Raw genomic sequence first — 23,897 nt, 5'->3', positions numbered from 1 at the left:
TATCATCCACATCATTAGGTGTTACTCTATGTAGCACTACTATACTTTTGCCCGGCATCTTTATATTTACAAGAGGTTCTTCTCCGCAAAAACCTATACAACCTGTCTTACATAGTTCTAAGTTATTAAATTTTCTGTTTTTTTATAATTAGATAAGCAAACTGGTTCTCTCTAAAGATAATGTTTTTTTCAAAATCACTTGATTTTATGAATAATCAGCAACCCACTGTAAATTAAAGTAGAAATTGGGATAATAATTTATTTCAGTCTCAATTTATTATATTTAATTACCCCTCATTATTACATGGACCATCAAATAATACTTCATTAGACTTTTTATCTAGAATCAAGATCCTTGCAGATTCTAATTTTTGATTACCACATTTAAAGTTGTATTTAATATACCAACATTCAAACTTGTTTAAATTAACACTAATATTACAATAATTAGGTATTCCTTCACCCCATTCATAAATAATAAGTTTCGGTAACTTTGCTTTTTCTAAAACCAACTTTTTAATTTCATTAATGTTTTTATTTTCCATTTTTTCATACCTTTATATTATTGTTAGCTTATAACTTCAAACTTATCTTTGCCGACTCTCCGTTTATGCTAACTCATAATTATTTTATCATAAAATAAGAAAATTATCTTTTTTTAATTTCATAACCCATTTATCGTAAACATGCTTATATTCATTAGGCACAGGTTTTATTATTATATAACAAATTTTGTAATAATTTTGCTCGATTCAAACTGCCAAAATAAACTCATTGTCTTTTAATTCAAACCAATGAGAATTTCTTTTTCATCTTTTTCATCTTTTTCTATAAATCCAACTGCTGGAATATAAACTTTTGTTGGATTAAATTTATTTAAATATCCTTTCTTGATGCTTTCTATTTTAGCCCAGCCAGTGATTTGTAAATTAACTTTTAGATCCTTTTTTTCTTTTTCGTTCCTCAATTTCCATATAGCCACACCCTTATTGCCTGTTTCATTGAGATAGTGTATTCTTGCATAAGGCTGGGGAAAAAATACCTTGAATTCTGTCTTGTTTAAACTTTCACGAAAAAGAAGGCCTGCACGCAAGAATATTTAAAAAATTTCCAAACTTCACTAACGTTCCGCGGGTATCTGAAGTTCACCCGATGGGCGAATTTGGGCGAAGACACGAAGTGCCGAAACCAGATACCCGCTTGTTAGACGAAGTCATTTTTATTTTCACTTATAAGATATTTAAAAAGATTAATAATCTCGTCCAAATTTTCTTTATTATCTATAATAATTTCACAACTAGGTCCATTATAAAATTTTTGAACACTTTCAGAAAGATGTTTTATATTGTGATTTTTTATTTTTAGTCTAACATCATCTCCAGGTAACATAACTATTAACCTTATTTTCTTCTTTCTGAATATAAAAAACGCTATATTCTTATTATAAATAATTGAAATATAATATTTTTGGGGATTAAAAACTAAATCTTTGTTAATTTTTAATAGTTCTTCTTTGATCTTAAAATAAGCCGCTTTGAATTATCATTAATACCTTCTAAATGAAACTCTTCAGTATACTCAAGTTCTTCACGTTCAGCTTTATCAACTGATTCTGCAAATCCATATTCAATATTTTCAAAGTCTGGCTCAATAACATAAATGAATTCATTATTATTAACAAATTTTTTTAAAATCAAAAATTTTACCATCTTACCCCATGTATTGGAATATGTTTCCATTATTTCTAGGAGTTCATCTTTATTATCATCTATAATCAATAAAATGTTTTGGCTGCTATCAATGGTATCTTTGATTGACTTATAAATTTCTTTTTCTCCTAAATATTTTTTGAACTCTTTCTTTAATTTTATATCTGTATTTACAATTGAAAATATTTTTTCAACCAACTCTGATTGACTCTTTCTATTTTTAAAAAATGCAAAAAATTTGGTTATTTGCGGAAAAATGTGTTTATAAAAGTCGTGGTTTTTAAATTCCACTTCTACTATATAAAACTCGGGTTCTTCTTTATTAGAGAAATCAAATAGGAACCCATCTGGTATTGTTCCTCCTAATGCTTTAAACTCTATCTTCCTTTTTACATCAATGTATATTGTATGTTTTCCAAAAAATAACTGTGAATTATCTACAATTTCTTTTTCCAATGCATCCTCACCACTATATCTATATTCTTGAAATTTTTTGCCATATTAAAATATTACCATTTTAATAGCCCCAAATTATTTCGCCTAATGTTTTGGGGATATGTAAAGTTTCGCTGTAAAGCGAAATTTGGACGTAGCAGAAGGCAAAGTCACATCTACACCTGATAGCAAATTCGAACAAAGCGAAAGCTTTCGAAGAGTTCTCACGCCGCCAAAATTTTTAGTTATTTGCGATCACTCCTACTTTTTCAAAGATTTTTCTAATATACTTGGTGTCTTCTTCAAATATAATGTTATGTGCTTCAAATTCGTCTTTGGAATTCTTACCATCGCCAAAGGTTGTTTTAACATCATCATAAGAGGATACAGAAAGGATAAAAGCATCCAACTGTAAGTTAATTTTTTCATTTTTATTCTTCAATGCCTTGTTTACTTTACTTTCTATTTTTTTAATGTAAGAAACACAGAACTGAATTTTATCATGATAGAAATTTCTAACACCACTGGTCTGCAAACCTTTTGGATCAATGAAAATAACATTCTGCTTGCTCTCATTTTTAACCCAAATAATAAAATCGGGATAGAAGCCAGAGCTAAAGAAAAATCCTATCCCTTTTCTGGAGAGATTTCTAAGCAAAAATATATCATATTCTTTAAGTAATTCTTTATTTCTGTTTAAAAACACTCTTAATTCCGTTACAAACTTTGTTTCTCCTTTATTCAACTTAACAGGAATTGATTTTGTTTCTTCCTTATTTTTCTTCCATATTATTAGCGGAGTGTATAAATGGTTATTAAGATGAACAATAAAAGAATCCCACTTTTTCCATATCTCTGGCAACTCATCATTATTTGAATCGTATTCTTCAAGTTGTTTTATAACCTCTTCAATATCGCTTGCTAATTTTTTCGGAATTTTGAGTATGACCTCTTTATTTTCAGGATACATGAAAGAATGCTCATTTATTGTTAATGGTTCAACTTCCAAATAGTCCATAGTTTTTCTTTTCTCTTCTTTCCTATAAAATTTGAAAATGTAATCTTTCAAAGCCATTAAAATAATTTCGTGGAATTTTTTTATACCTTCAAATGAGCGAATTTTCAAAACAGGTTTTCCATTATTATTCTCAACACTTATTCCCGCTGCTTCATGTAAAAATATTTTATATTTTCCTGATTTTACTATTTGCTTTATAATCTCTCGATCAATAATCAAATTAAACATTCCTTTTGTAATTTTATAATTTATAATTTCAGAATAAAAAGAATCCCAGTCAACAATCTCAAAATACTCTTGTGGTATTGTTAGTGAATCATCTATTACCGAATCAGCAGTACCAACACTCAAACCACGTGTTATGGTAATTTTTGGTCTAAGGTTAATATTAATATCTCTCAAGATATTTTCATCTATAGTAAGTTTCAAAGGATGATTGAGAAAATTAAAGTCATCTTTTGTTTTTATCGTATAAATCTTTCCTTCCCATCTTTCAGACATGTTAAATTTGATCGGAATGGTTATTTCCTCATAATCTACTTCTTCTTTCTCTAGCGTTGCGAGGAATGCATTTATATAATCTGCATTTAAACCAAAAATGAAAAGTGTTTGCAGTGCTTTTAATTTATAGTCAGGATTTTCCGCCCTCTTTAAAGAATACTCTTTACCTTTTAGCCTTACTCCTCTTCCAAAGAGTTGGATAATTTGTGATCCTTCGCTTTTTCCCATGTTAATCAATCCCATATTTGATACACGCCAAGAGTTCCATCCTTCAATAAACTTTTTAGAGCCAATTAGAATGTTTATGTGAGAATCACTTTCATTTATTCCAAAAAATAACGATTGACTAAAATGATCTTCTTTAGGAATTAAATTATCATGCTTTTCAATATAATTTAAAATTTCATTTAATTCATTAATTTCTTTGTTCTTCTTTTCTTCGTTCTTTTTCTTGTCTTTCTTTAACTTCTCTATTTTTTCTCTTACTTTTTCCGGTTTAAAATAAAACAAAAGACTGCCCACATCACCCACATTAATAACACTAAAATATTTTTCTGCTGTAGAAGTTTTAAGCCCTATTTCACCTTCAGCATTTTTTATCTCGTAAATTTCAATTTTTCCTTTTCCACCAAATATTTTCTGATAGATACCTTCTGTAATTTTTTCAAATGGAAGTTTTCTTATATATTCAAATTTTCCATTAAAAATATCATTTCCTTCATTGTCAATAAGTCCCGATTCTCCTTTTAATATCTTTTTAACATTATCGTTTAGATATTTTTCATCTCTTGTTGTTTTTTCTAAAAATTGAATTACTCTTACTACATCAGAATCTAAACCTTTCCCTGAAACTTTACTCCCAACAAAAATCCATAAAGGTTTTTCAATATTGTATTCTCTTAATTTTTCTTTATTATTTTCAAAAATAGTTAATTGCTCATAAAAAGATAGTAATCCCGCTGTAAGCAGTAAATTTTGCTGTTCTTCTGAATAGTATTCTTTATTTTCTTTTTTTTGTGATTGTATGTTATAAACATAAAAATCCTTGCCGTATCCATCTGTATAGAAGTACTTATAGGAGTAATCGAAGATTATTGCTTTGGCATATTCTTCAAGCAAATCCTTATTCTTTCCTATAACCTGTCCAAAGGTTGCCGAGTATTCAAATAAAAATCCGTCTTTACCTATTTCCTCTCTTAACCTTTTCCATTTCCGTTCTTCTGATTTTTGTCCTTTATGTCCTTCATCTATGAAAACCAAATTTTTCCCATCAAAATAGGAAATATCTATGCTTACCCCTTCTCCTTTCTTTTCCTCTGTAAGTTTGTGGATATCAATAATTAAAACTTCTCCATTTCTTGTTTTTAAATTATCAATGTTTCCATCATATAATTTGCATGGAATACCACTTGACTTTAATTCTTCATAATGCTGTTTTGATAATCCTTCGTTTGGAGTAATCAGAATTATGTTGTCCCAGTTATTTTTAGAATACTTCATAATCTGCCAGTAATTTATATGCATTATAAGAGTTTTTCCGCTTCCAGTTGCCATCCAGAAGGCGAGTTTTTTAAGGTCTTGTTCTGTGAAAGAAGTTATTTTTATTCCGTTTTCTATGTTAAACTCTTTTAAAAATTCGTTTAATTCATTTAAAAACCTCTGTCTATCGTTGTAATATCTATCTAAAAACATTTCTGGGAATAAAACCGCTAAATACTGGAAGTATTTAAGATTGAAGTTCGGCTGTTTTCTGTTCTGTCTTAATCTTTCTACATACTCTCTTATTGCTTCATCATATCTTAAAAACAAATCTTCCCATTCTGGTTTTAGTCCAATTAAAACATCAACAAAGCAACTCCTTCCCATGGAATCATAACCTTCTTCTGTATCTTTTAGCTTCTCTCTTAATTCATTAAATTCATTAAAACCGAAAAGATTGAGTAAATATTTGTTTAAAACCAGATGCTTTTCTAACTTCATTTTACTCCACCTTCTCAAACATTGAAGATTTAAATAAAGGCTCTATATGCCTAAAGTTTTTAACCAATGCCTCTCCATTTATATAAGTCTCGTCTGGTTCAAAGTCTTTTATGTTTTCTTCAATAACTTCCTTATCCTTTTCAAAATCAATATCCTCTATACTTCTCCAAACAATAGCAATTCTCTTACCTTCTTTTTCACCAAAGACAAAAACGTATTTTCTATCATTATCTTCTAAAATTCTGTATTTGCTAACATGTAAGCCAAGTAAATAATTGAAGGTTTCTATTACATCAGTTTTAACTTCTTTTTGCTGATAATCTTCCATTATTTTTAATCTATAATTAAAAGGATTTTTCAATTTTTCAAGATTTAAAAAAGTATTGCTGTTTTTTGTCTCCCATTCAAGCATGTATTTAACAAAATAATCAGGAAGTTCAAACATTAATTTATTTGTTTCTTCAAACTCAATGTTTTCTAAAGCATCTTCGTATTGCTCTAAAGTGTGGTATTTGAAAAAACCACCACCTCGCCAGTTTACTTCTTTTGAGATACCTGTTTGTTCACCATTTAAAACATATTTCATTCTTTTTAACGCCAAATTCTCAAAATATTTCTCTATTTCTATTCCTATCCATTTTCTTTTCAATTTGTGAGCTACTGCTGTTGTTGTTGCACTTCCTAAGAAAAAATCTAATACTATATTACTTTCATTAGATGAAGCTAATATTATAAGTTTTAATAAAGCCTCTGGTTTTTTACCCCTATTCAACGTAACTTTTCCTTCATTAGATAAGTCTGCTTTGGGAATAAACGAATGAGGCCAAAAATCAGATAATTTGTTTGTTTTAATAATTTTATTATTTTCTATTTTTGCGGTATCTTTTAACCATGCTAAAACTTGACCATTATAAAGAAATATTTTAACTCTTTTTCCTTTATTCTTTCCTCTAGATACTAGATATTCGACAGAAAAAAAACCCTTTTTGCAAATTTCCATTAATTTTCTTTGGAATCTATTTTCTTTTTGAACTATAGTTAACCTGAAAATTCTATTAAAATTATCGATGTAAATACTTTCTATTTCTTTCATTCTCTTTTCATAAGAAGCTAATGATATTGTTTCTATTGTAGGATTTTTATGTTCATATATAATAACATCCTCACCTGTAGATGGGGCTTGAAACCTCATTAATTCATTTTTCATCCCTTCATCTACTAATATTTTATTATATCTTTTCATATCTTCATATCTGAAAGGATATTCACCGTTTAGATCATAAGTTTTTAATTTAATTTTATTTTTTGAATAGCTTAAGATCGTTTCGTGAGTATTAACTAGAAATGTGCTTCCTTGACCTAATCCCGAAACACTTGAACGTTCATATGCAATGGAATTTAAAAAATTTCTCTCACCAAAAATTGAATTAAAAAGAAGTTTTAAGTAAGCATCTTCAGTATCATCAATGCTTGTAAAAATACTTCCTTCTTCTTTTATAAAATATTTTGATAAGTCCAATCTGTTGGACATTAATGTGATCCACGAAGAATGTTTATATTTATCTTTATATAAAAAATCATCATTTCCAGTATTATACGGCGGGTCAATATATATAGTCTGCACTTTCTTATAATACTTATTCAAAAGTAAATTCAAAGCCTGAAAATTCTCAGACTTAATCAAAACCCCATCTAAAATCTCATCTAAATCATTCTTTTCACTCAAAGCAACTAATAACTTCCACTTAAATTCTTCATCAAAATATTTTGTATCTATTGGCAATTTCTTCCATTCTTTTCCTTGTAAAGTATTATTAACAATTAAATCTTTCTTATCTTTAACCTCAATTTCAAACAACTCTTTCCATTCTTCCAATTGCTTCTCATTACACAAAATTTCGTCCAGAATATTTTCTAAAAACTCTTCTCCTGCATACTCTTTTATTTTGTCCAGAGTAATTACATAATGCGTATCAATAACAAACTTCTTTTTCTCCCAAATTTTCTTCTGGAAATTTTCAATCTGTGCTAAAAACTCAATTATTTTTAAAGCAATATTCCTAAATGCTCTAACTCCGATAAGATAAAGTCTTAACTTATCAAAATACCCACTTTCTTCCAAAACTCTCAGATCTTCCAAATTCAAAAATTCGTTCTTTATGTAGAAATCTAACTCCCTTTCCAAAAATCCTTTCAAATCCTTATGAATGAAATAGTCGGTGGTATTTCTTCTTGTGTATCTGTAAAGCTGTTTTTCAATTATGGTTTTTTCTCTTTCTTTTTCAAATATTAAACTTGCCAAGCTATTTTCAGGAATTTTTTCCTGTAAAATTCTTATCGTTTCCTCGTTGGCTTTGTCCTGCGATACTGTGTTTCCATGCTTGTATTTCTTTTCTTCCTCTTCTGTTAAACCCCTATATTCAAAATAAATATTCAACTCTTTCTTTTTCCCGTCATAATCAAAAATTTTATCATTCAAAACGAAAAACTTTTTCTCTTGTGCTTTAACATTACCTTTTTCCTCTTCTGCTTCTACAACCCTGAAGTTAACTTTTAATTTACCAATAAGACTGTCTAAATAAAAAGTATATTTTTTAAAATATTCAGTAGTTTTTATGTAATACTGATCTTTATTAACCCAGTAAAGAAAAACTTCTTCACCATTATATGGAATACAATATTTTTCATTCTTCCCATACCTTCTTTTGCTTATAAAATCCCCATCGTCATAATAACGAGAAAAGAAGTTGATCAAATGATTATAAATGGCTTTTTCTAAATCTTCTGAAATTCTGATTTCTTCTAATTGCTTCTCCAATCTTTCATATTCCTCTATGTCCTTAGCAAAGTCTTCTCTATAAATCTTTGTTCTTTCTTCATCACCTTTTTGTAATGCTTCAAGGTATTTTTTAACACCGCTTTTTGATAAAATTTCTTTCAGATTTTCCTCAATTTTCCTTCTTTCCACTTCATTTAGTAAAGCCAACTGCTCTTTAATTTCCTTTATTAAATCATCCTTAATAAATCCCTCAATTTCTTCACGCTTGTAATTCATTATTCGATAGATACCAAAATCTAAGTTTTTGTTTTCAAATTGAAAAATTTCTCTGAGTTTTTCTTTGAGTTTTTCCTTCAATTCATCGCTATTACTTTTCATATTCCTTATCTCCTTAATATAATTTTTTCCTTATTTTTAAATCTCCTCAAGGCAACACTACGTATTTTAAACTTCTGCTTATATTAAACCCTTTTCTTCTATAACCTGTTCTAACTCTTTACCTGTAACTGATAGACATATTGAAGTGTTTAAAACAATCGCATGCCCTAAATAATACTGAATATGGTTTAACGGTATCCCAACATTTATGAGTTCAATAGCTTTTGTATGTCTAAGTACATGCAGATGCAATCGATCCTCACTTACATCAGTTTTATTACCAATTGTTTTCATTTTAACGTAGAAATTTTGACATTTCAATTTAAACACTTTACCTCTCATATCAGGATATATGGTACATTATAAGGAATTAATGACATTGCCTATTTTTCCTGAACAATGTATGTACCATTAATGATCACCGATTTACCATTTTCATCAATAAAATAAAGACTGCTACCTTTTCTTTCTATATTGAATCTCCCTTCCCATCTTTTTATAACCTGGCCGTTATCTGCAAAAAGTATAATTTCTCTCTTTATTCCAATGGTTTCAGCTTTGAAATCTTTTAGTTTCTTTTTTTGAGTCTGTGTGCAACTAATTGTGAAAACTAATATCAATAATGACAGTATCAATTTAGCTTTATTCATTTTTATCCCCCCCTTTTTTTTATCTACATAAACAATTCATTACTTCGTAATCCACACTCCATAGTCCTCTTCGTTCTTTTTTCGCTTTTTCAAGCAATTCGTCAAGAACTTGTGGATATCTAGCTTTTCTGTAAACGCAGGCATAACCATCAGCAATTACATCAAAATTATAGGGTTGTGTAGCTCCTCGTCTATAAACTACAGCTAAACTGCGACCATAGTAACCTTTTCCATAATAATCCACTTCAACATTTTTACTGTTCTCAAAATATTTTTTAGCATAACTTGTAGCCATCTTGCCTAAACGGATCATCCTATTTTTACCAACTCCGCACATCCATGCGTCTTTTTCGAGTTTCTTTGATGAAAATTTTTCAGGAGTATCTATCCAAATAAGCCTTAATTTGATTTTCTGATTTTTTTCGTTTCTGACAATGAAAGTATCACCGTCAGATATTTTCTCTATCCTTGCCAACTCACCAGCAAAAACATTTGTTAACAAGAAAAGATTTAATAAAAATATAAACAAAATCTTCTTCATATTATCCCCCTATATATAACTTAAATCAAACCTTTTTCCTTTAATATTACCTCAAGTTCCTTACCCGTGACAAGTAAATATATAGATGTATTTAAAATGCTTGAATGACCAAGTAAAGCTTGGATATGATTTAAAGGAACACCTGCATTTATAAGTTCTATTGCTCTTGTGTGTCTTAAAGTATGAGGATGAGCTTTCTCAATATCTATACCAGCTTTAATGCAAAGATTTTTAAACTTGTTATAAAAATGAACATACTGAATTTTGAATACCTTACCTCTTTCTTCGGGATATTCCGCAAGATAACGCAATAGCTCATTTATTAAATCTGTTGGGACCGGGATAGTTCGATAAACTTTCTTTTTTCTCTTTAGCGTTATTAGTCTAATCCTTGAATTTCTGTAATCAATATCTTTAGTATCATCTATACTTAAAACTTCACTAACTCTTGCGCCCGTAAATCTTAGAAATAAAAAAGTTAGCCAATATTTTCCTGCTGACCTTCGTCTTGGTGAATTATCATAATAATTTTGAAATTCTCTAACCAAACTATTCAATTCTTCATTATTGAAATATTTAATTTTACTTGCTGATTCTGTCAATTGAGGCAAATTACTAAACTGAATGCTTTTCATTATTAAAACCTTTTAACTGTAATATTATATTATGTATTATTACATCTTATTTAAAAATTTCAATTCTTAATCTAAGACATTTTTACCTATTTTATGCGGTTTTGATTCATTTTCTTCAAGTGTAATAAAACAATTAAAATATTACACTTGTAATCAGCAGTTATAATTATAGACAAAATTAATAATTTTTTAATAGGAATAAATTTACCCGGTTACAATTATAGAAATACTTTGTAATAAAAATATAGAACCAGCAGATCGTCACCTTTTTTTACATTATAAGCTTATCTCTGAGCAAATTTTGGAATTTTTCCGCAACTTTCCTTGAAAAATATTTTTCCTATGTGGTAAAATTTAAAGGAATAATGAAATAGGGGGATGTCATGCCAAAAGATCTTATAGAATCAACCAAAACGGGAATAAAAAATTTTGAAACCTTAAAAGAAAAATATAAGAAGTTTGTACCAATATTAAAACAAGCTTCAGAAATAGAACTGAATGAATCGGATACATGTAATTTAGTAACTAAAATTTTAGAAGAATTGTTAGATTATACTATTTTTGAGATTACAACTGAACATCGCATTAGAAATCAATATGCTGATTTTGCTATAAAAGTAGATGGACAAATATTATTTATTATAGAAGTGAAATCATTAAAAACAAAGTTAAACGACAATCATTTAACACAGGCTGCTACTTATGCTGCAAATGAGGGAGTTGAGTGGGTACTTTTAACAAATGGAATTGAATGGAAACTTTATCATGTAAATTTTGAAAAACCAATATCTTGGGAACTTGTTTTTGACATATCACTGTTAGAAAATAAGCACAATATGTTGGAAAAATTGTGTTTGTTAACAAAATATAGTTTTTTAAGAAATGAGGTTGGTAAGTATAATGAAAGACTACAAGCATTGAGCGAAACTGTAGTCAAAAAAGTTTTGTTAACAGATGATGTTATAAAAGCAATTGTAAAAGGATTAAAGAAAGAAACTGGTTATAATAAAATTGAACCTGAAAAAGTAAAGAAAGTTGTAAAGAGGTTACTTGAGGTTAAGCAATAAAAGAACGGGCAATGGCCCGCTTTTTTATTTTATAAGCTTATCTCTGATAAATCTGAAATTTTTCTGCAACTTTCCTTGAAAAATATTTTTCCTGTGTGGTAAAATTTTAAAGTAGTAATGAAATAATGGGGGAGTTTTATGAACAGAAAGGTAGATTTTATAACTGATAGAGTTTTCAATTTTTGTTTATCAGATGTTGTCGATAGACAGGTTGATGAATTAATAGGGTTATGCAAAGGTGTGATTGCTGATAGGGTTATTACGGAATCTGAAGCAAAATATATTTTGAAATGGCTTGAAAATAATAAAGAGTCATTAAATATGTATCCTAACAATATTATATATGATAGATTATCAGTAATGTTTGCTGATGGAGTATTAGATGAAGAAGAAAAGAAGGATTTACTTAACTTATTAGCTGATATAACCGGAGAGCGTGTTGATTCGGATTATTCTTTGCATAATTTGAGTGCAAGGTTGCCATATACGAATCCGTTGCCAGAAATTGAATATGAAGGTAGAGTTTTTTGTTTTACTGGGCAACTAGCAAGTATGCCAAGAAGCAAAGCAGCAAAGATAGTAGAACAAAAAGGTGGTATATTTAAAAAAGATTTTTCCAAACAAGTGAATTATCTTGTTGTTGGGATAATTAGTAATCCTAACTGGAAACACTCAACACATGGTAGAAAAATTGAAAAAGCTTTGACGTATATAAACAACGAAGGTTTGGATATTAAAATAATTCCTGAAGAGCACTGGATAAGGTTTATTTGATTACAATAAATGGGCTGTTGCCTGATTTTTTATAAGCTTATCTCTGAGTAAATTCTGAAAATTTTCCGCAACTTCTCTTGAAAGGTGTTTTTCCTAAATGGTAAAATTTTAAAAAAAGATATTAACAAGAGGTAAAAAAATGAGGATGCTTTTTGCTCTATTAATTCTATTATTTTCTTTAAATTTGCATGCGGAAAATTGGGAGTTATTACTGAAAGGTAAAACAGTGAAGTGTGAAGAACAGCTTGAAAAATATGGTAAATATGCTCCAGAATGTAAGGCTTATATTTTATTTAAGCTTACACCTGATATAGTGATAAAAAAAACTAAGACGTTTAAATTTTACCATTTTCTATTTTTTGTTGGAGATAAAAAGCATCCTATTGATGTAGTATATACTGAATATAATTCTGAAATTGTTGCTATTAGAATAGATAAGTTGCCACCTGGTTATACTGCAATGGTTTTGACGACATTACCTGATGAAATAGCAATTACTAACATAGCAAAAAAGGATACATTTTATTATTTTCCTATTAACAACCCTTTAAATGTAAGGGTTGTTTCAAATACGCAAAAATAAAAAATATAAAAGTAAAGTTGTAAAAAATTCCCGCAACTTTTCTTGAAAAATATTTTTCCTACGTGCTAAAATTTTAAAGTAGTCATTAAATAATGGAAGGGGGGAGAATGAAATAAAAAATGGGAACTGCTTATGAACGATGTCATCACTTCTTTAATAATAATAGGATTTATCTATTTTATTTTTAAAAAAGTAGTAAGAGGGCCTAAGAGGCAACCAAATAATATAATTTACAGTAAAACTTATAAATCAAAACGATTCACAGGTTTTGATGAAAGTGCATTTTACACACCTAAAGGTAATTTTAAGTTTCCTAAATATAATATTAGTAGCCCTATAAGAATTCGTGATGTTTCTGATTATCAGGACATTAGAGAAAGTTTAAAAGACGACGAGATAAGAATTAAAAGCATTGAGGATTTCAATGAGTTTTTTTCTTATTATGACTTGCAATTTGAAGTGGAATCAATAGTTGAATGTTTTCAAAGATTAAAGAATTATTTTAATAAGGATTTAGAGTGGGCTAAAAAGTTACGTGCTGATATGTTAGAAGATTTACTTTATTTTTGTGAAGATAGTGATGCAGTTATATTTAATGAATATGATAAGTGGTATGATATTTTAAAAAATACTAATTTTATAAGAGAGATTGAATATTCTAAAGATAAGTATTTGTCAGATCTTTTAGTAAAAGACTTAAAGGAAATATGCAAGAAAAATGGCCTAAAAGTTTCAGGAAACAAGAAAGAATTGATTCAAAGAATTAAGGATTCAGAAATCACTATTGAAATACCTAAACATTATGAAATTACAAAAGATATATGTGATGAAGTAATGAAAATTTGTGATTTCTATATCATTACAATAGAAAATCTTATCAAAGACTTTCACCCTTTTTATAAATATGCGATATGGGATGGTGTTTATGACAGTTCACAATGTATTTATATGACAAATATCGTTAAAGAAAAAATTAAGGAATTGGAAAAAATAATTAAATGTAATTAAAGTTGATAGATAAATATAACTAACCATATTGAATATTAATAACACAGCAGGCCGTCGCTCGCATTTTTATTCCCTCAACTTTTCTTGCATTGATTAAGTAATATATGGTAAAATTATTTATAATTTATTAAAGGGGGATGTCATGAAAAAATCTTTAATTATTCTTGTGTTTGTATTAATAGCGTCATTCGTCTATGCCGATGTTTATGTGAATGGCTATTATCGTAGTAATGGAACTTATGTGAGCCCTCATTATAGAAGCAATCCTGATGGTAATGTTTGGAATAATTGGTCAACAAGAGGGAATATTAATCCTTATACGGGACAGAGGGGATACAAAAATCCTTATCCTTCAGGTAGCTTGTTTAATAATAGTAACAGTTTTGGGAATACTTATAAGTCAAATAGTTTATGGAGGTAATATTAAACTATGCGGGCTGATGCCCGCTTTATTAAATCAAAACATTAATTAAAAAAGGAGGTAATGATGAGTATTAAAATGGATAAAAACAAAATAGCAAACTGTGATACAGCTTGAGAAGTGGAGAAGGAAGATGATTTTCTCGATGAAATAATTGAAAATGAAAAGGTTTCGAGATATAATTATTTAAAAGTTTATTTTGGAGATTTATTTGTTTCAAGTGAAAGTATCGGTAAAATTTTAGGGAATGTAAAAATGATATAGATTTTAATTTTTTAAACAGTTTATAAATAGAAAATTGAGTTTAGGGATAACAATGAAGACTTATTTTCAAACTGAAAATGGCAAATTTATTATAGAAGATTTTTTCAAATTATATGATACCTACCTTAGCAAACACTATAAAAACAAATTTCAGCTAATTTTAACTTCTCCACCTTTTCCTTTGAATGCAAAGAAACAGTATGGTAATTATCAGGGTGATGAATACAAAAACTGGTTTATACAGTTGGCACCTTTATTTTCGAATTTATTAAAAGAAGATGGTTCTATAGTAATTGAATTGGGCAATGCATGGGAGCCTGGAAGGCCAGTGCAATCTACATTACATTTAGAATGTCTTCTAAATTTTGTGCATCATGAAGAGGCAGGGTTACGTCTTATCCAAGAATTTATTGTTTATAATCCTTCGAGACTTCCTTCTCCTGCGCAATGGGTTACAGTAAATAGAATTAGGACAATTGATAGTTATACACATATATGGTGGATAGCAAAGAGTGATTTTCCAAAGGCTGACAATCGTAAAGTATTGAGACCTTATAGTAAAAGTATGAAGTCGTTATTGGCCAAAAAAAAATACAATGCAGGTAAGCGTCCATCAGAACATAATATAGGTAAAAAAAGTTTTTTAAAAAACAATGGAGGGAGCATTGCTCATAATTTTTTTGAGTTGGAGCCTTTAGATGAAAAACGAGAGGTAAGACTACCACATAATGTGCTCAGCTTTTCTAATACCAATTCGAATGATTTCTTTCTTAAAACGTGTCGGGAGCGTGGCATAACTCCACATCCAGCCAGAATGCATAAAGGGATAGTGGAGTTTTTTATTGAGTTTCTTACAGATGAGGACGACCTGATTTTGGATCCTTTTGCTGGAAGTAATACCACCGGTTATTGTGCCGAAAAAATGAATAGAAGATGGATTTCTTGTGAAATCAATGAGAAATATGCTGAGCAAGCGAAAATAAGATTTGAAGATCCATTATTAAATAATAGAATCTTACAGGAGTTGTGATAATGGACTCAGTTTTAAGTAAAATTGAAAGCGAAATTAAAACAATTTTTAGGGATGGTAGGAAAGAAGAAAATTTTGTAGGTCGTCCTTTCTATTTGGATTATAACAAAGCTCTTATTTTGGTTTCAGATGCTTGGAAGTGGAGAGTTAAAGGGATACCCCAAGGTGCATTTCTGCTTGCTTTTTATGAAGGTGAAGATGATGTGGAAGAAGCTATTTTGCTGAGAGCTTTGACGCCGACAAAATTACCTACAGATAATAATGTTATAAGTGCTATGATTGAATATTATAAGGATAATTTAGATACATCAGGTCGGGCTGGGGCTAAAAAGGAAAGTAAATTAGATGATTTTACAAGGTATGAGTTTAGTTTTTCTGGATTAGAATGTAGGATTTTGGGAGTTTTTTATAAAACTGTTATTGATGGTAAAGAAAAAATAGAATTTGGAGCTGATTTGGAAAATTTTTATTCGGCAAATAATTATAAAGTATATAAAGCCAGGGGAAAAGTTTTAGAAGAGATAGTAAATCAAAGAGTTGGAGATGTTATTCCAGGAAATGAAAATGAGTTTAAAATTGGAAAGGTTAGATACAGTTCAACCAGGCGTTTCCAAAATCAAGAACCTGAAGAAATAAAAGTTTACATCAGTCCGAAGGACTTTTTAGGAAAACGAACTGCTTTGTTTGGAATGACCAGAACCGGAAAATCTAACACAGTGAAAAAGATAATAGAAGCAACAGCCGAGATTTCTAAAAAAGCGAAAAATAAATTAAACGATTCTATTTCTCCTGAAGAAGCATTGGAAATGTTTGATAAAAGTGGGGCACCAAAATATCCAGTAGGACAAATTATTTTTGATATAAATGGTGAATATGCTAATGCAAATATGCAAGATGAAGGAACTGCTATCTTTGAATTGTATAAAGAAGATGTAATTCGATATAGTGTTTTAGAAAAAGAGGGTTTTAATGTAATGAAAGTCAATTTTTATAAGGACATAGAAGCAGGGTTTTCTTTGATATTAAACCATTTTAGAGAAGTTGGTGAAAATTCAGATTATGTAAATAGTTTTTTATCAATATCTCTTGAGAAACCTGAAGATTATGAAGATGACTATAGTGTGAAAACTAGATATGATAGAAAAGTGGCAGCATATTTGTGTTGTCTATACAAAGCTGGATTTGCACCTCCTGATGGTTTTAAAGTAAAATTTAAGGGGAATAAAGAAATAAATGAAAAAATAAGGGAAGAAAATCCAATAAATCCTGAAAGAGGGATTTCCTTGGCAGATGCCTGTACATGGTTTGAGAAAGTTTGGAATCATTATAAAGATTGGGATTTTTTTTCCAATTATTATGAAGAGAAAGGTAGAGAGTGGGCAGATGAAGAATTAAAAGCAATTCTTGGTTTTTTAACAAGGCACAAAGAACCGGGGAGCAGTAGCCTGGTTAGTGGTTATTTAAAGTTAAAACCATTAAAAAAGCTTCATAGTAAAAATGCACTTGTTTCATTTGAAAAGAATATAATTAAAAATCTTAGAGATGGAAAAATAATAATAGTTGATTTATCGCAGGGTGATCCTGAAATTCAAAATCTCTATTCAGAAAGAATATGTAGGGAAATTTTCAATGATGCTATGAGAAGGTTCATCGCAACGAAGCCCAATAATTTTATTCAATTCTATTTTGAAGAAGCACATAACTTGTTTCCTAAAAAGGATGATAAAGATTTAAGTCAGATTTACAATAGAATTGCTAAAGAAGGGGCAAAATTAAATTTAGGGATGATTTATGCTACTCAGGAAGTAAGTTCTATATCTTCTAATATTTTGAAAAATACACAAAATTGGTTTATTGCCCATCTAAACAATGAAGACGAAACAAAAGAATTAAAAAAATACTATGATTTCTCAGATTTTACGGATTCTTTAATTAAATTTAGTGCTAATAATGATAAAGGTTTTGTGAGAATGAAGACATATTCTAATCCTTTTGTTGTGCCAGTTCAAATTGATAAGTTTTTAGCAGATAGGAGATAGGATGGGGTATACTGGTAGGAGAAGACCCAATCAATGGGCAAGTAAAGCGTCTCATACTTTTTTAATTAAAGACAATGATGTTAGAACATTTTTAGAAAAGTGTTCTTTCCCTAAAGAAAAAGATGAAATATCTATTGATAATAAATATATTTATGAAACAATTGAGATTACTGATAATCCAATTAAACTAATTATCGCAGTTGATGGTGGTTATAATGAAGCAAACGTAAAAAAGAAATTTCCTTCTGCTTCTTTGGCATTTTTTCAATTTGGCGCACTATCTTTTTCTGTTGAGGATTTAAGAAATTTATCTCATGATCCTTTTATTTTCCCTGAGCAAATAGCCAAACTTAAAGAATTAGAACGAATAAAATTAGTTATTCCTGTAAGAAATATTACTTATTATGAACAAACTACTTTAACTGATTCAATTCGTAAAGCAATATATGATTTTTTTATGGTTCCCAGAGATGCTTTTAGTTTTATGGATGTTTTATATTGGTTAGTTTTTGAGATTTATAATACTGATAAGGTTGAGTTTTATAATTTAGCAAGTCATCCTAATAAAAATTCCGATGCGAAAAATATAAAACTATTTCGTGATAAAATGAATAAAGATTTTACATTTGAGCATGAAGATGGAAAAATTTATTTAACGGATATTTTCAGATTACATGAAGCTATTGACGATGAATTAGGGGCACATGGTATTTTAGGTTATATTACTGGTTTAATCGAACAGATAATAATTGCATATTACATAAAATTTATCTATGAAAAAAAACCTGATTTATTAAACGAAATTCTTTTTATAAAAGATGGCCCTTTAGCATTTTTTGGACAAACAGCAAATATGCATAAGCCATTCAGAAAATTGTTTAATTATCTGTCAAAGAAATATAACGTTTTTATTGTAGGTTTGGAAAAAAGCGGTCCATTTGTTGAACACGCGATTGAACTATGCGATACCACAAATGGTAAGCCAATTTTGGAAAGAGGAAAATATTTGTTGCTCAGCAACAAACACATTTATAAATATATTTTGCCAGGGGATCCTGAAGATGAAAAACCTTATGCTCGAACTTCATATTATAGTGCAAAATTAATATTTCATTCAAAGAATGGATATATATATGTATTAACTATACCGGTAGAGGATGAAAATATAGTATTAGATCCTCAGAAAGAAAATTTTAAAAATATTGATATTATTTTAAATAATCTTGAGTATTTAAAATGTGATATGTATGATAATTCACTAATTCCTGTTGCATTGGTAAATCAGTTGGTTTCAATAGCAGACCATCCCAGTTCTGTATTATTAGAAAAGTTCTCAAAACGTGAAATAAAATAGTTTATTAATAGTAAAACACTTTAAGTGGGAGGGGTGTTGGAGAGTGAAAATTTTATTGACTTTTGAGGAAATTGGTCGATATAAATAATAAAAGAAAAATTAGGAATTGATATGGAAACAAAAAAGGTAAAAGTAAAATATATAAAAACTAAAGATTTTACTCAGAAATTTGTAAATGGTGCTTATGGCGGTTTAAATTTGAATGGATTAGTTACATTAAAGTTTTATTATGAGGATTTAACATTGCCGGAGAGTGTAGAGCTTGATGTGGATGAAAAAACTGGTTTAGTAGAGGAAAGTAAAATAAACAAACAAGAGTTTGATGGTGAAAGACGGGTTGAAATAGAATTGATTATGACTCCTGATAAAGCTAGAGAGATTGCACAGTTTATATTGGACGTAGTGGAAGGAAAGATCTTTAAGGACAAGGAGTAAGTAGAATATGGCTCATATAAAGTATGTTGAGAGTTATATTAGAAAACCGCCAGTTGTGTTGAAGTGTATTAATCAAACAACACCTCAATACATTGATAGCAATAAAGCAAGCGATATCTATTTGAATAAAATAATAAAGAATACTTTGAAAATTATTGAAGATAAAATTAAGAGTGTTTTTGATGGTGAAGTGGAGTTTAAAGTTGAGGATGGGAAATTTTATTTTATTTTAAAAGATGCTGATGTTGATGTTTATGATAAACTTGATGATATTTATGATTATATTTACGAACAACCTTTTCCGTTGATTGAAAAAATATTTATAACGACAGTTTAATGGGATATGAGTTTTGATTTTTATAAATTTCTTGAAGTTTCAAAAACAATAAAAAATAACTCACAATGGGTTGAAGAGCAGCATTTTATTCGAACCGGGATTAGTAGGGCTTATTATTCCGTTTTCCGGCCTGCACGTGATAAAATTAAAAGATTTGATTTTTATGATTTTATGAGTGAGTTTAAAGGTTCTCATGATGAAATAGTTAAAGTTTTAAAGATATTAGGTATAAAACAAAGAAAGATACGGAGTTTACCACACATATTTGAAACTTTAAGAAGATTGAGAGTAAATGCTGATTATAAAGATGAAAAGTTGAACAAAGAAGACTTAGAGAAGGCAATATCTCACGCTGAAAGATGTCATAGTTTAATAAAGCAGATTCAGAGATATTGATTTGATTTCTATTTTATAAAATTTATAATTATAAGTTTCAAACGGTGCTTTGGTAGTTTGTCAATACCTTTATTGTGGTTTTTGATCTTTTTCTAATTCCTTTTTCACCTCCATATACTCTCTCCACATTCATACCACACGGCCGCTGATCCTATTCTGTTTTAGCAAGTTTTCTATAAGCATCTTATATTTTCAGCCTGCTGTAATATAATTAAAAAAACCTTTCCTGTTCTTCGATATCACAGTTTTTTAATTTGCTTTTGACATATTTCACCCACTATTACAATTTTTCTAGAGGTAAATTGGCTCTTAATAAGTAAACAACCATCAGCGTGGTTAAAGGTATCCCATAGATAAATAAAAAAGGATTTACAGGAATCGGAGAAAATACATAACCGAATATAAACATAAGTTTCATGGCCAAAGCAAGTCTTAAAATCCAATGAAATTTTAACGAGCTTGTTATTTCAAATTTTTCTATTTTCTTTTTATAGCGTAGATTTCCTTCCACTAATCCCAATATTATAGCAGCTATCAGAAGAGGGAGCATGAATTTATACATATACAATCTGATAATAGATAATTGCATTATAGGCTTAAACCAACCCTCTACACCATAATACGCTCTTCTCAATGCTCCTTTCATAAAATTGTCTATAAAATTAGTTACATTTATTACAAACTCTATATCTTCCTTATCTGCTACCATTTTAAAATGTTCCTGTTCTTTCACTAAAAGATTCCATTTATAATCAGGATTATTATTTGACTTATATTTATAGATAAAGAACTCTCCTGCTATTATTATCAGCAAAAAGAATACAATCCAGTATCTAAATGTGCTTACTGTTGCCACTTCAGACATACTCTAACCCCCTATTGCTTTCTATAACTTTTTCCATAAAGCGGTTTTCAATTTTGTCTGATATTAGCGGCATTCTGACTTTATACGGCAACCTGCCTTGGGTATACATAAAAACCTCGCCTTTTGGCAGTGAAGTTAATAATTGGGGTTCTATTAAATCTACTTCCTTATTTAACAATCTTTCACCTGAATTTGTTCCATAATATATTCCATTGTCGCCAACATCCGGACTTACGCTTATTGTTTTCATCCTTTCTTTAATAACGGTCTTCCCAAACATCTCCGAAAACAGTTTGGCAACCTCTATTTCCGGCACTCTGAAGAAAATCTTATTGTTTGTGTTAGCAAGTATCTGCATTGCTTTAGGTTCGCTAACAACACTTTCAACGTCTTTGCTTGTTTGCATGGCAAGAGTTACTCTGACGCCCGCTCCACGAGCCTTGTTTAGTAAATCTACATATCCATCGAAAATTACATTGTAAAATTCATCTACGAATACATTTAAAGGGAACTCAACATCAGGATAGTGAGCATATATTGAACCAACATAAAATAGTAAATCCTGCAAAGCCATTCGGCCGACATTTCTCGCTACCTGATTGTCAATCATTGAGCTTAAATAAAAATATACCACTTTATTCTTATTAATAACTTTCTCAAATGTTATATCCGATGGTATTGTCGATAACAAATCTCCAATTTCACCGTGACTTAAAGAAGCTAATACAGGTTCAAGTGAAGCTGTTACTTTAGCAAAGTGATCTCTCGGATGACTTTCAATCTTTTTAAGGTATTTCAGAGCAGGCTCAAGTTTTGTTACTATAGCTTCATCGTTACTCATTTTTGCTTCATTGTATCTTTTTGTAAACTTTGTCATCAATTCTTCAAAATCAATAAGAGAATATCTATGTATTGACCTGATAGTCGGTTTTTCATCAAGAGATAAAAGGGCTGATGTAATTCCCAGTATCAAATTCCATGCAAAATCAGCATAAAAAGGTTCTTCGCCTATATCCATTATGGACCTTATTCTTGACGCTATATCTGTGGGCTTTGAAAAATTTTCAAGAGGGTTATATGTGCTACTGCTTTTAGGATGCGCAAGAGAAAAGAACATAAAATCATTTTTCCTACCAGCTTTAATACATAAATCATATACTCTATCAACAAGTTGATTATCCCCCTTCGGATCAATGACCACAACAGGTTCATTTTGTAAAATCGCTTGTCCGATAAACAGTTCTAAAGCCCTCGTTTTACCCACGCCTGTTGTTCCTACAATGGCTGTATGGGTATTTAATTCTTCAACAGGCAAATAAATATTTTTTTCTTCTTTCTTCCCTATTCCATGAATAAGAGATAATCCATCGCTATTAGGATTAAGAAGCCCATCCAATCTGTTCATGCTTTTTAAATCATACATTTTCTGAACGTGGTCGTTTTGCCATACAAATCCTTTACCGATAAACACCTTATCTTTTGGTATTTTTCCTTTTTTCAGACTAACTGTTAGAGAACTATTTTTGCTCATTTGCTTAATTAAAGATGATTTTTCCAGATATTTATAGAACCTTGTAAAAGACAGGAGTATAATTGAAACTCCTGTCAAAATGCCTATTTTGTCTCCTAACAATAAGTAATGCCTGAAATATAGAACCACACAGCCTAAAAAAAACTCTATAATAAACGGTTTCAGGTAATAATTTTGAACATACATTGTTGGGCCTGCCTCAGTTTTACTTTTTAGACTTATCCAATTCCATATTTACTATTTCATAGATAAGGTTCGGTTGGTAACCCTCAACAGGATGACTATTGACTAAAATATACGGAGTTCCTTTAATTCCTAATGCTTGTCCTTCCTTTTTATTGCGTTCAATTTTATCTTTTATTTCCTGAGAATTTAAATACTTATAAAACTCTACAAGCTTATTTTTAGGCAGTTGATTTTCAAAAGTTTTTAATATCTCATCATTATTTTTGCCATTAAAATCATATTTATACATATCCCACTTGTAACCAAGTTTCTTTCCCGCTTCGTATATTTTTGCTAATAGCTCTGCATGTTTATGGAATGGCAATGGATAATGTTTATAAAATATGGCAATTTTTCCTTTATGTTTTTTGATAATGTATTGCATCTCCTTTGATACTCTTTTACAGAATGGACATTCAAAATCGCTAAAAACCACAATTTTTACAGGAGCATTTATATTTCCATACATCAATTCATCGCTTCTGATTTCAACATCAATAGTATCGCTTATCGCTTTTATGTAGTTAATAATATTTTCACCTGTTTTTAAATCTGCGAGGCCGGTAATTACATATTTTCCATCTGTATAAAATCCAAAAGTTTTATTATCTGCGTCGGTAGTTATATTGAGTTTTACATATTTAAATCCTTCCAGCACCTTAGGATCGATTTCATCGACTATTGTAACTTTACCCTTATGATGAAGTCTTTTTTTAATTATTTTTGCGACTTTTTTTGCTGTTTTTGAATATTCTTTTTCTGCCGAATGTCCTAAAGTTACTGTTGCAAGATTCAGGATCATTCCTAAAAATAGGATACCTGCTAAAGTAGCCAATGCTTGAATTGTTTGGTTGATTGTTTCGTACTTAAATATTCTTATCATGTAAAACCTCCTTTATTATTTTTGGCTAAATATAATCGAATTTTGGTATCCAAAGTGTG

At 29.5% G+C, this 23,897-nt stretch carries 25 protein-coding genes; 12 read left to right on the top strand and 13 right to left on the bottom strand.

The features are described from left to right. Positions 1–287: 287 nt before the first annotated feature. From FHQ18_RS09560 to FHQ18_RS09515, 10 genes are all read right to left on the bottom strand, one after another. A complete protein-coding gene (locus FHQ18_RS09560; RefSeq protein WP_149266954.1) occupies positions 288–545 on the bottom strand; it encodes a hypothetical protein in 258 nt (85 codons plus the stop codon). 236 nt (positions 546–781) lie between these two features. Next, a complete protein-coding gene (locus FHQ18_RS09555; protein WP_149266953.1) occupies positions 782–1,093 on the bottom strand; it encodes a hypothetical protein in 312 nt (103 codons plus the stop codon). A 110-nt stretch (positions 1,094–1,203) separates the two neighbouring features. After that, positions 1,204–1,389: a hypothetical protein gene (locus tag FHQ18_RS09550; RefSeq protein ID WP_149266952.1), complete on the bottom strand. Its 186-nt coding sequence runs from the start codon at positions 1,387–1,389 to the stop codon at positions 1,204–1,206. 110 nt (positions 1,390–1,499) lie between these two features. Beyond that, complete coding sequence (locus FHQ18_RS09545) at positions 1,500–2,165, bottom strand: hypothetical protein (protein WP_149266951.1); 666 nt, start codon at positions 2,163–2,165, stop codon at positions 1,500–1,502. A 220-nt stretch (positions 2,166–2,385) separates the two neighbouring features. Then, positions 2,386–5,643 carry a DEAD/DEAH box helicase family protein gene (locus FHQ18_RS09540; RefSeq protein ID WP_149266950.1) on the bottom strand — a complete coding sequence of 1,086 codons (3,258 nt, stop codon included), beginning with the start codon at positions 5,641–5,643 and terminating at the stop codon, positions 2,386–2,388. Between the two features lies 1 nt (position 5,644). Continuing rightward, positions 5,645–8,800: a site-specific DNA-methyltransferase gene (locus FHQ18_RS09535; RefSeq protein ID WP_149266949.1), complete on the bottom strand. Its 3,156-nt coding sequence runs from the start codon at positions 8,798–8,800 to the stop codon at positions 5,645–5,647. 78 nt (positions 8,801–8,878) lie between these two features. Continuing rightward, positions 8,879–9,142, bottom strand: a complete 264-nt coding sequence (locus FHQ18_RS09530) for a tyrosine-type recombinase/integrase (RefSeq protein ID WP_149266948.1) — start codon at positions 9,140–9,142, stop codon at positions 8,879–8,881. A 41-nt stretch (positions 9,143–9,183) separates the two neighbouring features. Next, a complete protein-coding gene (locus tag FHQ18_RS09525; protein WP_149266947.1) occupies positions 9,184–9,450 on the bottom strand; it encodes a hypothetical protein in 267 nt (88 codons plus the stop codon). A gap of 19 nt (positions 9,451–9,469) precedes the next feature. Next, positions 9,470–9,991, bottom strand: coding sequence for a thermonuclease family protein (locus FHQ18_RS09520; RefSeq protein ID WP_149266946.1), 522 nt, complete (start codon positions 9,989–9,991; stop codon positions 9,470–9,472). 20 nt (positions 9,992–10,011) lie between these two features. Further along, complete coding sequence (locus FHQ18_RS09515) at positions 10,012–10,626, bottom strand: tyrosine-type recombinase/integrase (protein ID WP_149266945.1); 615 nt, start codon at positions 10,624–10,626, stop codon at positions 10,012–10,014. Between the two features lie 383 nt (positions 10,627–11,009). Between FHQ18_RS09515 and FHQ18_RS09510 the strand changes: the two genes are divergently transcribed. The 12 genes from FHQ18_RS09510 (at position 11,010) to FHQ18_RS09460 (ending at position 20,334) form a co-directional block, all read left to right on the top strand. Beyond that, positions 11,010–11,693 (top strand): type I restriction enzyme HsdR N-terminal domain-containing protein, encoded by a 684-nt coding sequence (locus FHQ18_RS09510; RefSeq protein WP_149266944.1) that lies wholly within the window; start codon positions 11,010–11,012, stop codon positions 11,691–11,693. Positions 11,694–11,831: 138 nt separating this feature from the next. Further along, positions 11,832–12,467, top strand: coding sequence for a BRCT domain-containing protein (locus FHQ18_RS09505; RefSeq protein WP_149266943.1), 636 nt, complete (start codon positions 11,832–11,834; stop codon positions 12,465–12,467). Between the two features lie 139 nt (positions 12,468–12,606). After that, on the top strand, positions 12,607–13,050 hold the full coding sequence (locus FHQ18_RS09500) for a hypothetical protein (protein ID WP_149266942.1): 444 nt from the start codon (positions 12,607–12,609) through the stop codon (positions 13,048–13,050). Between the two features lie 132 nt (positions 13,051–13,182). Further along, positions 13,183–14,058 carry an SAP domain-containing protein gene (locus FHQ18_RS12720; RefSeq protein WP_223144610.1) on the top strand — a complete coding sequence of 292 codons (876 nt, stop codon included), beginning with the start codon at positions 13,183–13,185 and terminating at the stop codon, positions 14,056–14,058. A 142-nt stretch (positions 14,059–14,200) separates the two neighbouring features. Beyond that, positions 14,201–14,479 (top strand): hypothetical protein, encoded by a 279-nt coding sequence (locus tag FHQ18_RS09490; RefSeq protein WP_223144609.1) that lies wholly within the window; start codon positions 14,201–14,203, stop codon positions 14,477–14,479. Between the two features lie 120 nt (positions 14,480–14,599). Then, positions 14,600–14,743: a hypothetical protein gene (locus tag FHQ18_RS12655; protein ID WP_188020389.1), complete on the top strand. Its 144-nt coding sequence runs from the start codon at positions 14,600–14,602 to the stop codon at positions 14,741–14,743. A gap of 52 nt (positions 14,744–14,795) precedes the next feature. After that, on the top strand, positions 14,796–15,773 hold the full coding sequence (locus FHQ18_RS09485) for a DNA-methyltransferase (RefSeq protein WP_149266941.1): 978 nt from the start codon (positions 14,796–14,798) through the stop codon (positions 15,771–15,773). A 2-nt stretch (positions 15,774–15,775) separates the two neighbouring features. After that, on the top strand, positions 15,776–17,812 hold the full coding sequence (locus FHQ18_RS09480; RefSeq protein WP_149266940.1) for an ATP-binding protein: 2,037 nt from the start codon (positions 15,776–15,778) through the stop codon (positions 17,810–17,812). 1 nt (position 17,813) lies between these two features. Beyond that, a complete protein-coding gene (locus FHQ18_RS09475; RefSeq protein WP_149266939.1) occupies positions 17,814–19,166 on the top strand; it encodes a DNA double-strand break repair nuclease NurA in 1,353 nt (450 codons plus the stop codon). Between the two features lie 111 nt (positions 19,167–19,277). After that, a complete protein-coding gene (locus FHQ18_RS09470; protein ID WP_149266938.1) occupies positions 19,278–19,601 on the top strand; it encodes a hypothetical protein in 324 nt (107 codons plus the stop codon). Between the two features lie 7 nt (positions 19,602–19,608). Beyond that, positions 19,609–19,938 carry a hypothetical protein gene (locus tag FHQ18_RS09465; protein ID WP_149266937.1) on the top strand — a complete coding sequence of 110 codons (330 nt, stop codon included), beginning with the start codon at positions 19,609–19,611 and terminating at the stop codon, positions 19,936–19,938. 6 nt (positions 19,939–19,944) lie between these two features. Next, positions 19,945–20,334: a HEPN domain-containing protein gene (locus tag FHQ18_RS09460; RefSeq protein ID WP_149266936.1), complete on the top strand. Its 390-nt coding sequence runs from the start codon at positions 19,945–19,947 to the stop codon at positions 20,332–20,334. A 280-nt stretch (positions 20,335–20,614) separates the two neighbouring features. On the opposite strand, the gene FHQ18_RS09455 is transcribed toward FHQ18_RS09460, so the two are convergent. From FHQ18_RS09455 to FHQ18_RS09445, 3 genes are all read right to left on the bottom strand, one after another. Further along, positions 20,615–21,199: an IncC plasmid conjugative DNA transfer DtrJ family protein gene (locus FHQ18_RS09455; RefSeq protein ID WP_149266935.1), complete on the bottom strand. Its 585-nt coding sequence runs from the start codon at positions 21,197–21,199 to the stop codon at positions 20,615–20,617. Further along, positions 21,192–22,730 carry a type IV secretion system DNA-binding domain-containing protein gene (locus FHQ18_RS09450; RefSeq protein WP_188020388.1) on the bottom strand — a complete coding sequence of 513 codons (1,539 nt, stop codon included), beginning with the start codon at positions 22,728–22,730 and terminating at the stop codon, positions 21,192–21,194. Before FHQ18_RS09450 ends, FHQ18_RS09455 begins: the two co-directional genes overlap by 8 nt. Positions 22,731–22,935: 205 nt before the next feature. Then, entirely contained in the window at positions 22,936–23,838 is a 903-nt protein-coding gene (locus FHQ18_RS09445) for a DsbA family protein (RefSeq protein WP_149266933.1), read from the bottom strand. Between the last annotated feature and the right edge of the window lie 59 nt (positions 23,839–23,897).

It is taken from the genome of Deferribacter autotrophicus, assembly GCF_008362905.1.
GTDB classification, from domain to species: Bacteria; Chrysiogenota; Deferribacteres; order Deferribacterales; family Deferribacteraceae; genus Deferribacter; species Deferribacter autotrophicus.
This window is presented reverse-complemented; position numbering and strand designations above follow the sequence as displayed.

What these genes read in the sequence shown, in the direction of transcription:
- FHQ18_RS09560 (WP_149266954.1), bottom strand. Translation starts at nt 545, where the DNA reads ATGGAAAATAAAAACATTAATGAAATTAAAAAGTTGGTTTTAGAAAAA.
- FHQ18_RS09550 (WP_149266952.1), bottom strand. Translation starts at nt 1,389, where the DNA reads ATGTTACCTGGAGATGATGTTAGACTAAAAATAAAAAATCACAATATA.
- FHQ18_RS09540 (WP_149266950.1), bottom strand. Translation starts at nt 5,643, where the DNA reads ATGAAGTTAGAAAAGCATCTGGTTTTAAACAAATATTTACTCAATCTT.
- FHQ18_RS09535 (WP_149266949.1), bottom strand. Translation starts at nt 8,800, where the DNA reads ATGAAAAGTAATAGCGATGAATTGAAGGAAAAACTCAAAGAAAAACTC.
- FHQ18_RS09530 (WP_149266948.1), bottom strand. Translation starts at nt 9,142, where the DNA reads ATGAGAGGTAAAGTGTTTAAATTGAAATGTCAAAATTTCTACGTTAAA.
- FHQ18_RS09525 (WP_149266947.1), bottom strand. Translation starts at nt 9,450, where the DNA reads ATGAATAAAGCTAAATTGATACTGTCATTATTGATATTAGTTTTCACA.
- FHQ18_RS09520 (WP_149266946.1), bottom strand. Translation starts at nt 9,991, where the DNA reads ATGAAGAAGATTTTGTTTATATTTTTATTAAATCTTTTCTTGTTAACA.
- FHQ18_RS09515 (WP_149266945.1), bottom strand. Translation starts at nt 10,626, where the DNA reads ATGAAAAGCATTCAGTTTAGTAATTTGCCTCAATTGACAGAATCAGCA.
- FHQ18_RS09510 (WP_149266944.1), top strand. Translation starts at nt 11,010, where the DNA reads ATGCCAAAAGATCTTATAGAATCAACCAAAACGGGAATAAAAAATTTT.
- FHQ18_RS09505 (WP_149266943.1), top strand. Translation starts at nt 11,832, where the DNA reads ATGAACAGAAAGGTAGATTTTATAACTGATAGAGTTTTCAATTTTTGT.
- FHQ18_RS09500 (WP_149266942.1), top strand. Translation starts at nt 12,607, where the DNA reads ATGAGGATGCTTTTTGCTCTATTAATTCTATTATTTTCTTTAAATTTG.
- FHQ18_RS12720 (WP_223144610.1), top strand. Translation starts at nt 13,183, where the DNA reads ATGAACGATGTCATCACTTCTTTAATAATAATAGGATTTATCTATTTT.
- FHQ18_RS09490 (WP_223144609.1), top strand. Translation starts at nt 14,201, where the DNA reads ATGAAAAAATCTTTAATTATTCTTGTGTTTGTATTAATAGCGTCATTC.
- FHQ18_RS09485 (WP_149266941.1), top strand. Translation starts at nt 14,796, where the DNA reads ATGAAGACTTATTTTCAAACTGAAAATGGCAAATTTATTATAGAAGAT.
- FHQ18_RS09480 (WP_149266940.1), top strand. Translation starts at nt 15,776, where the DNA reads ATGGACTCAGTTTTAAGTAAAATTGAAAGCGAAATTAAAACAATTTTT.
- FHQ18_RS09475 (WP_149266939.1), top strand. Translation starts at nt 17,814, where the DNA reads ATGGGGTATACTGGTAGGAGAAGACCCAATCAATGGGCAAGTAAAGCG.
- FHQ18_RS09470 (WP_149266938.1), top strand. Translation starts at nt 19,278, where the DNA reads ATGGAAACAAAAAAGGTAAAAGTAAAATATATAAAAACTAAAGATTTT.
- FHQ18_RS09465 (WP_149266937.1), top strand. Translation starts at nt 19,609, where the DNA reads ATGGCTCATATAAAGTATGTTGAGAGTTATATTAGAAAACCGCCAGTT.
- FHQ18_RS09460 (WP_149266936.1), top strand. Translation starts at nt 19,945, where the DNA reads ATGAGTTTTGATTTTTATAAATTTCTTGAAGTTTCAAAAACAATAAAA.
- FHQ18_RS09455 (WP_149266935.1), bottom strand. Translation starts at nt 21,199, where the DNA reads ATGTCTGAAGTGGCAACAGTAAGCACATTTAGATACTGGATTGTATTC.
- FHQ18_RS09450 (WP_188020388.1), bottom strand. Translation starts at nt 22,730, where the DNA reads ATGAGCAAAAATAGTTCTCTAACAGTTAGTCTGAAAAAAGGAAAAATA.
- FHQ18_RS09445 (WP_149266933.1), bottom strand. Translation starts at nt 23,838, where the DNA reads ATGATAAGAATATTTAAGTACGAAACAATCAACCAAACAATTCAAGCA.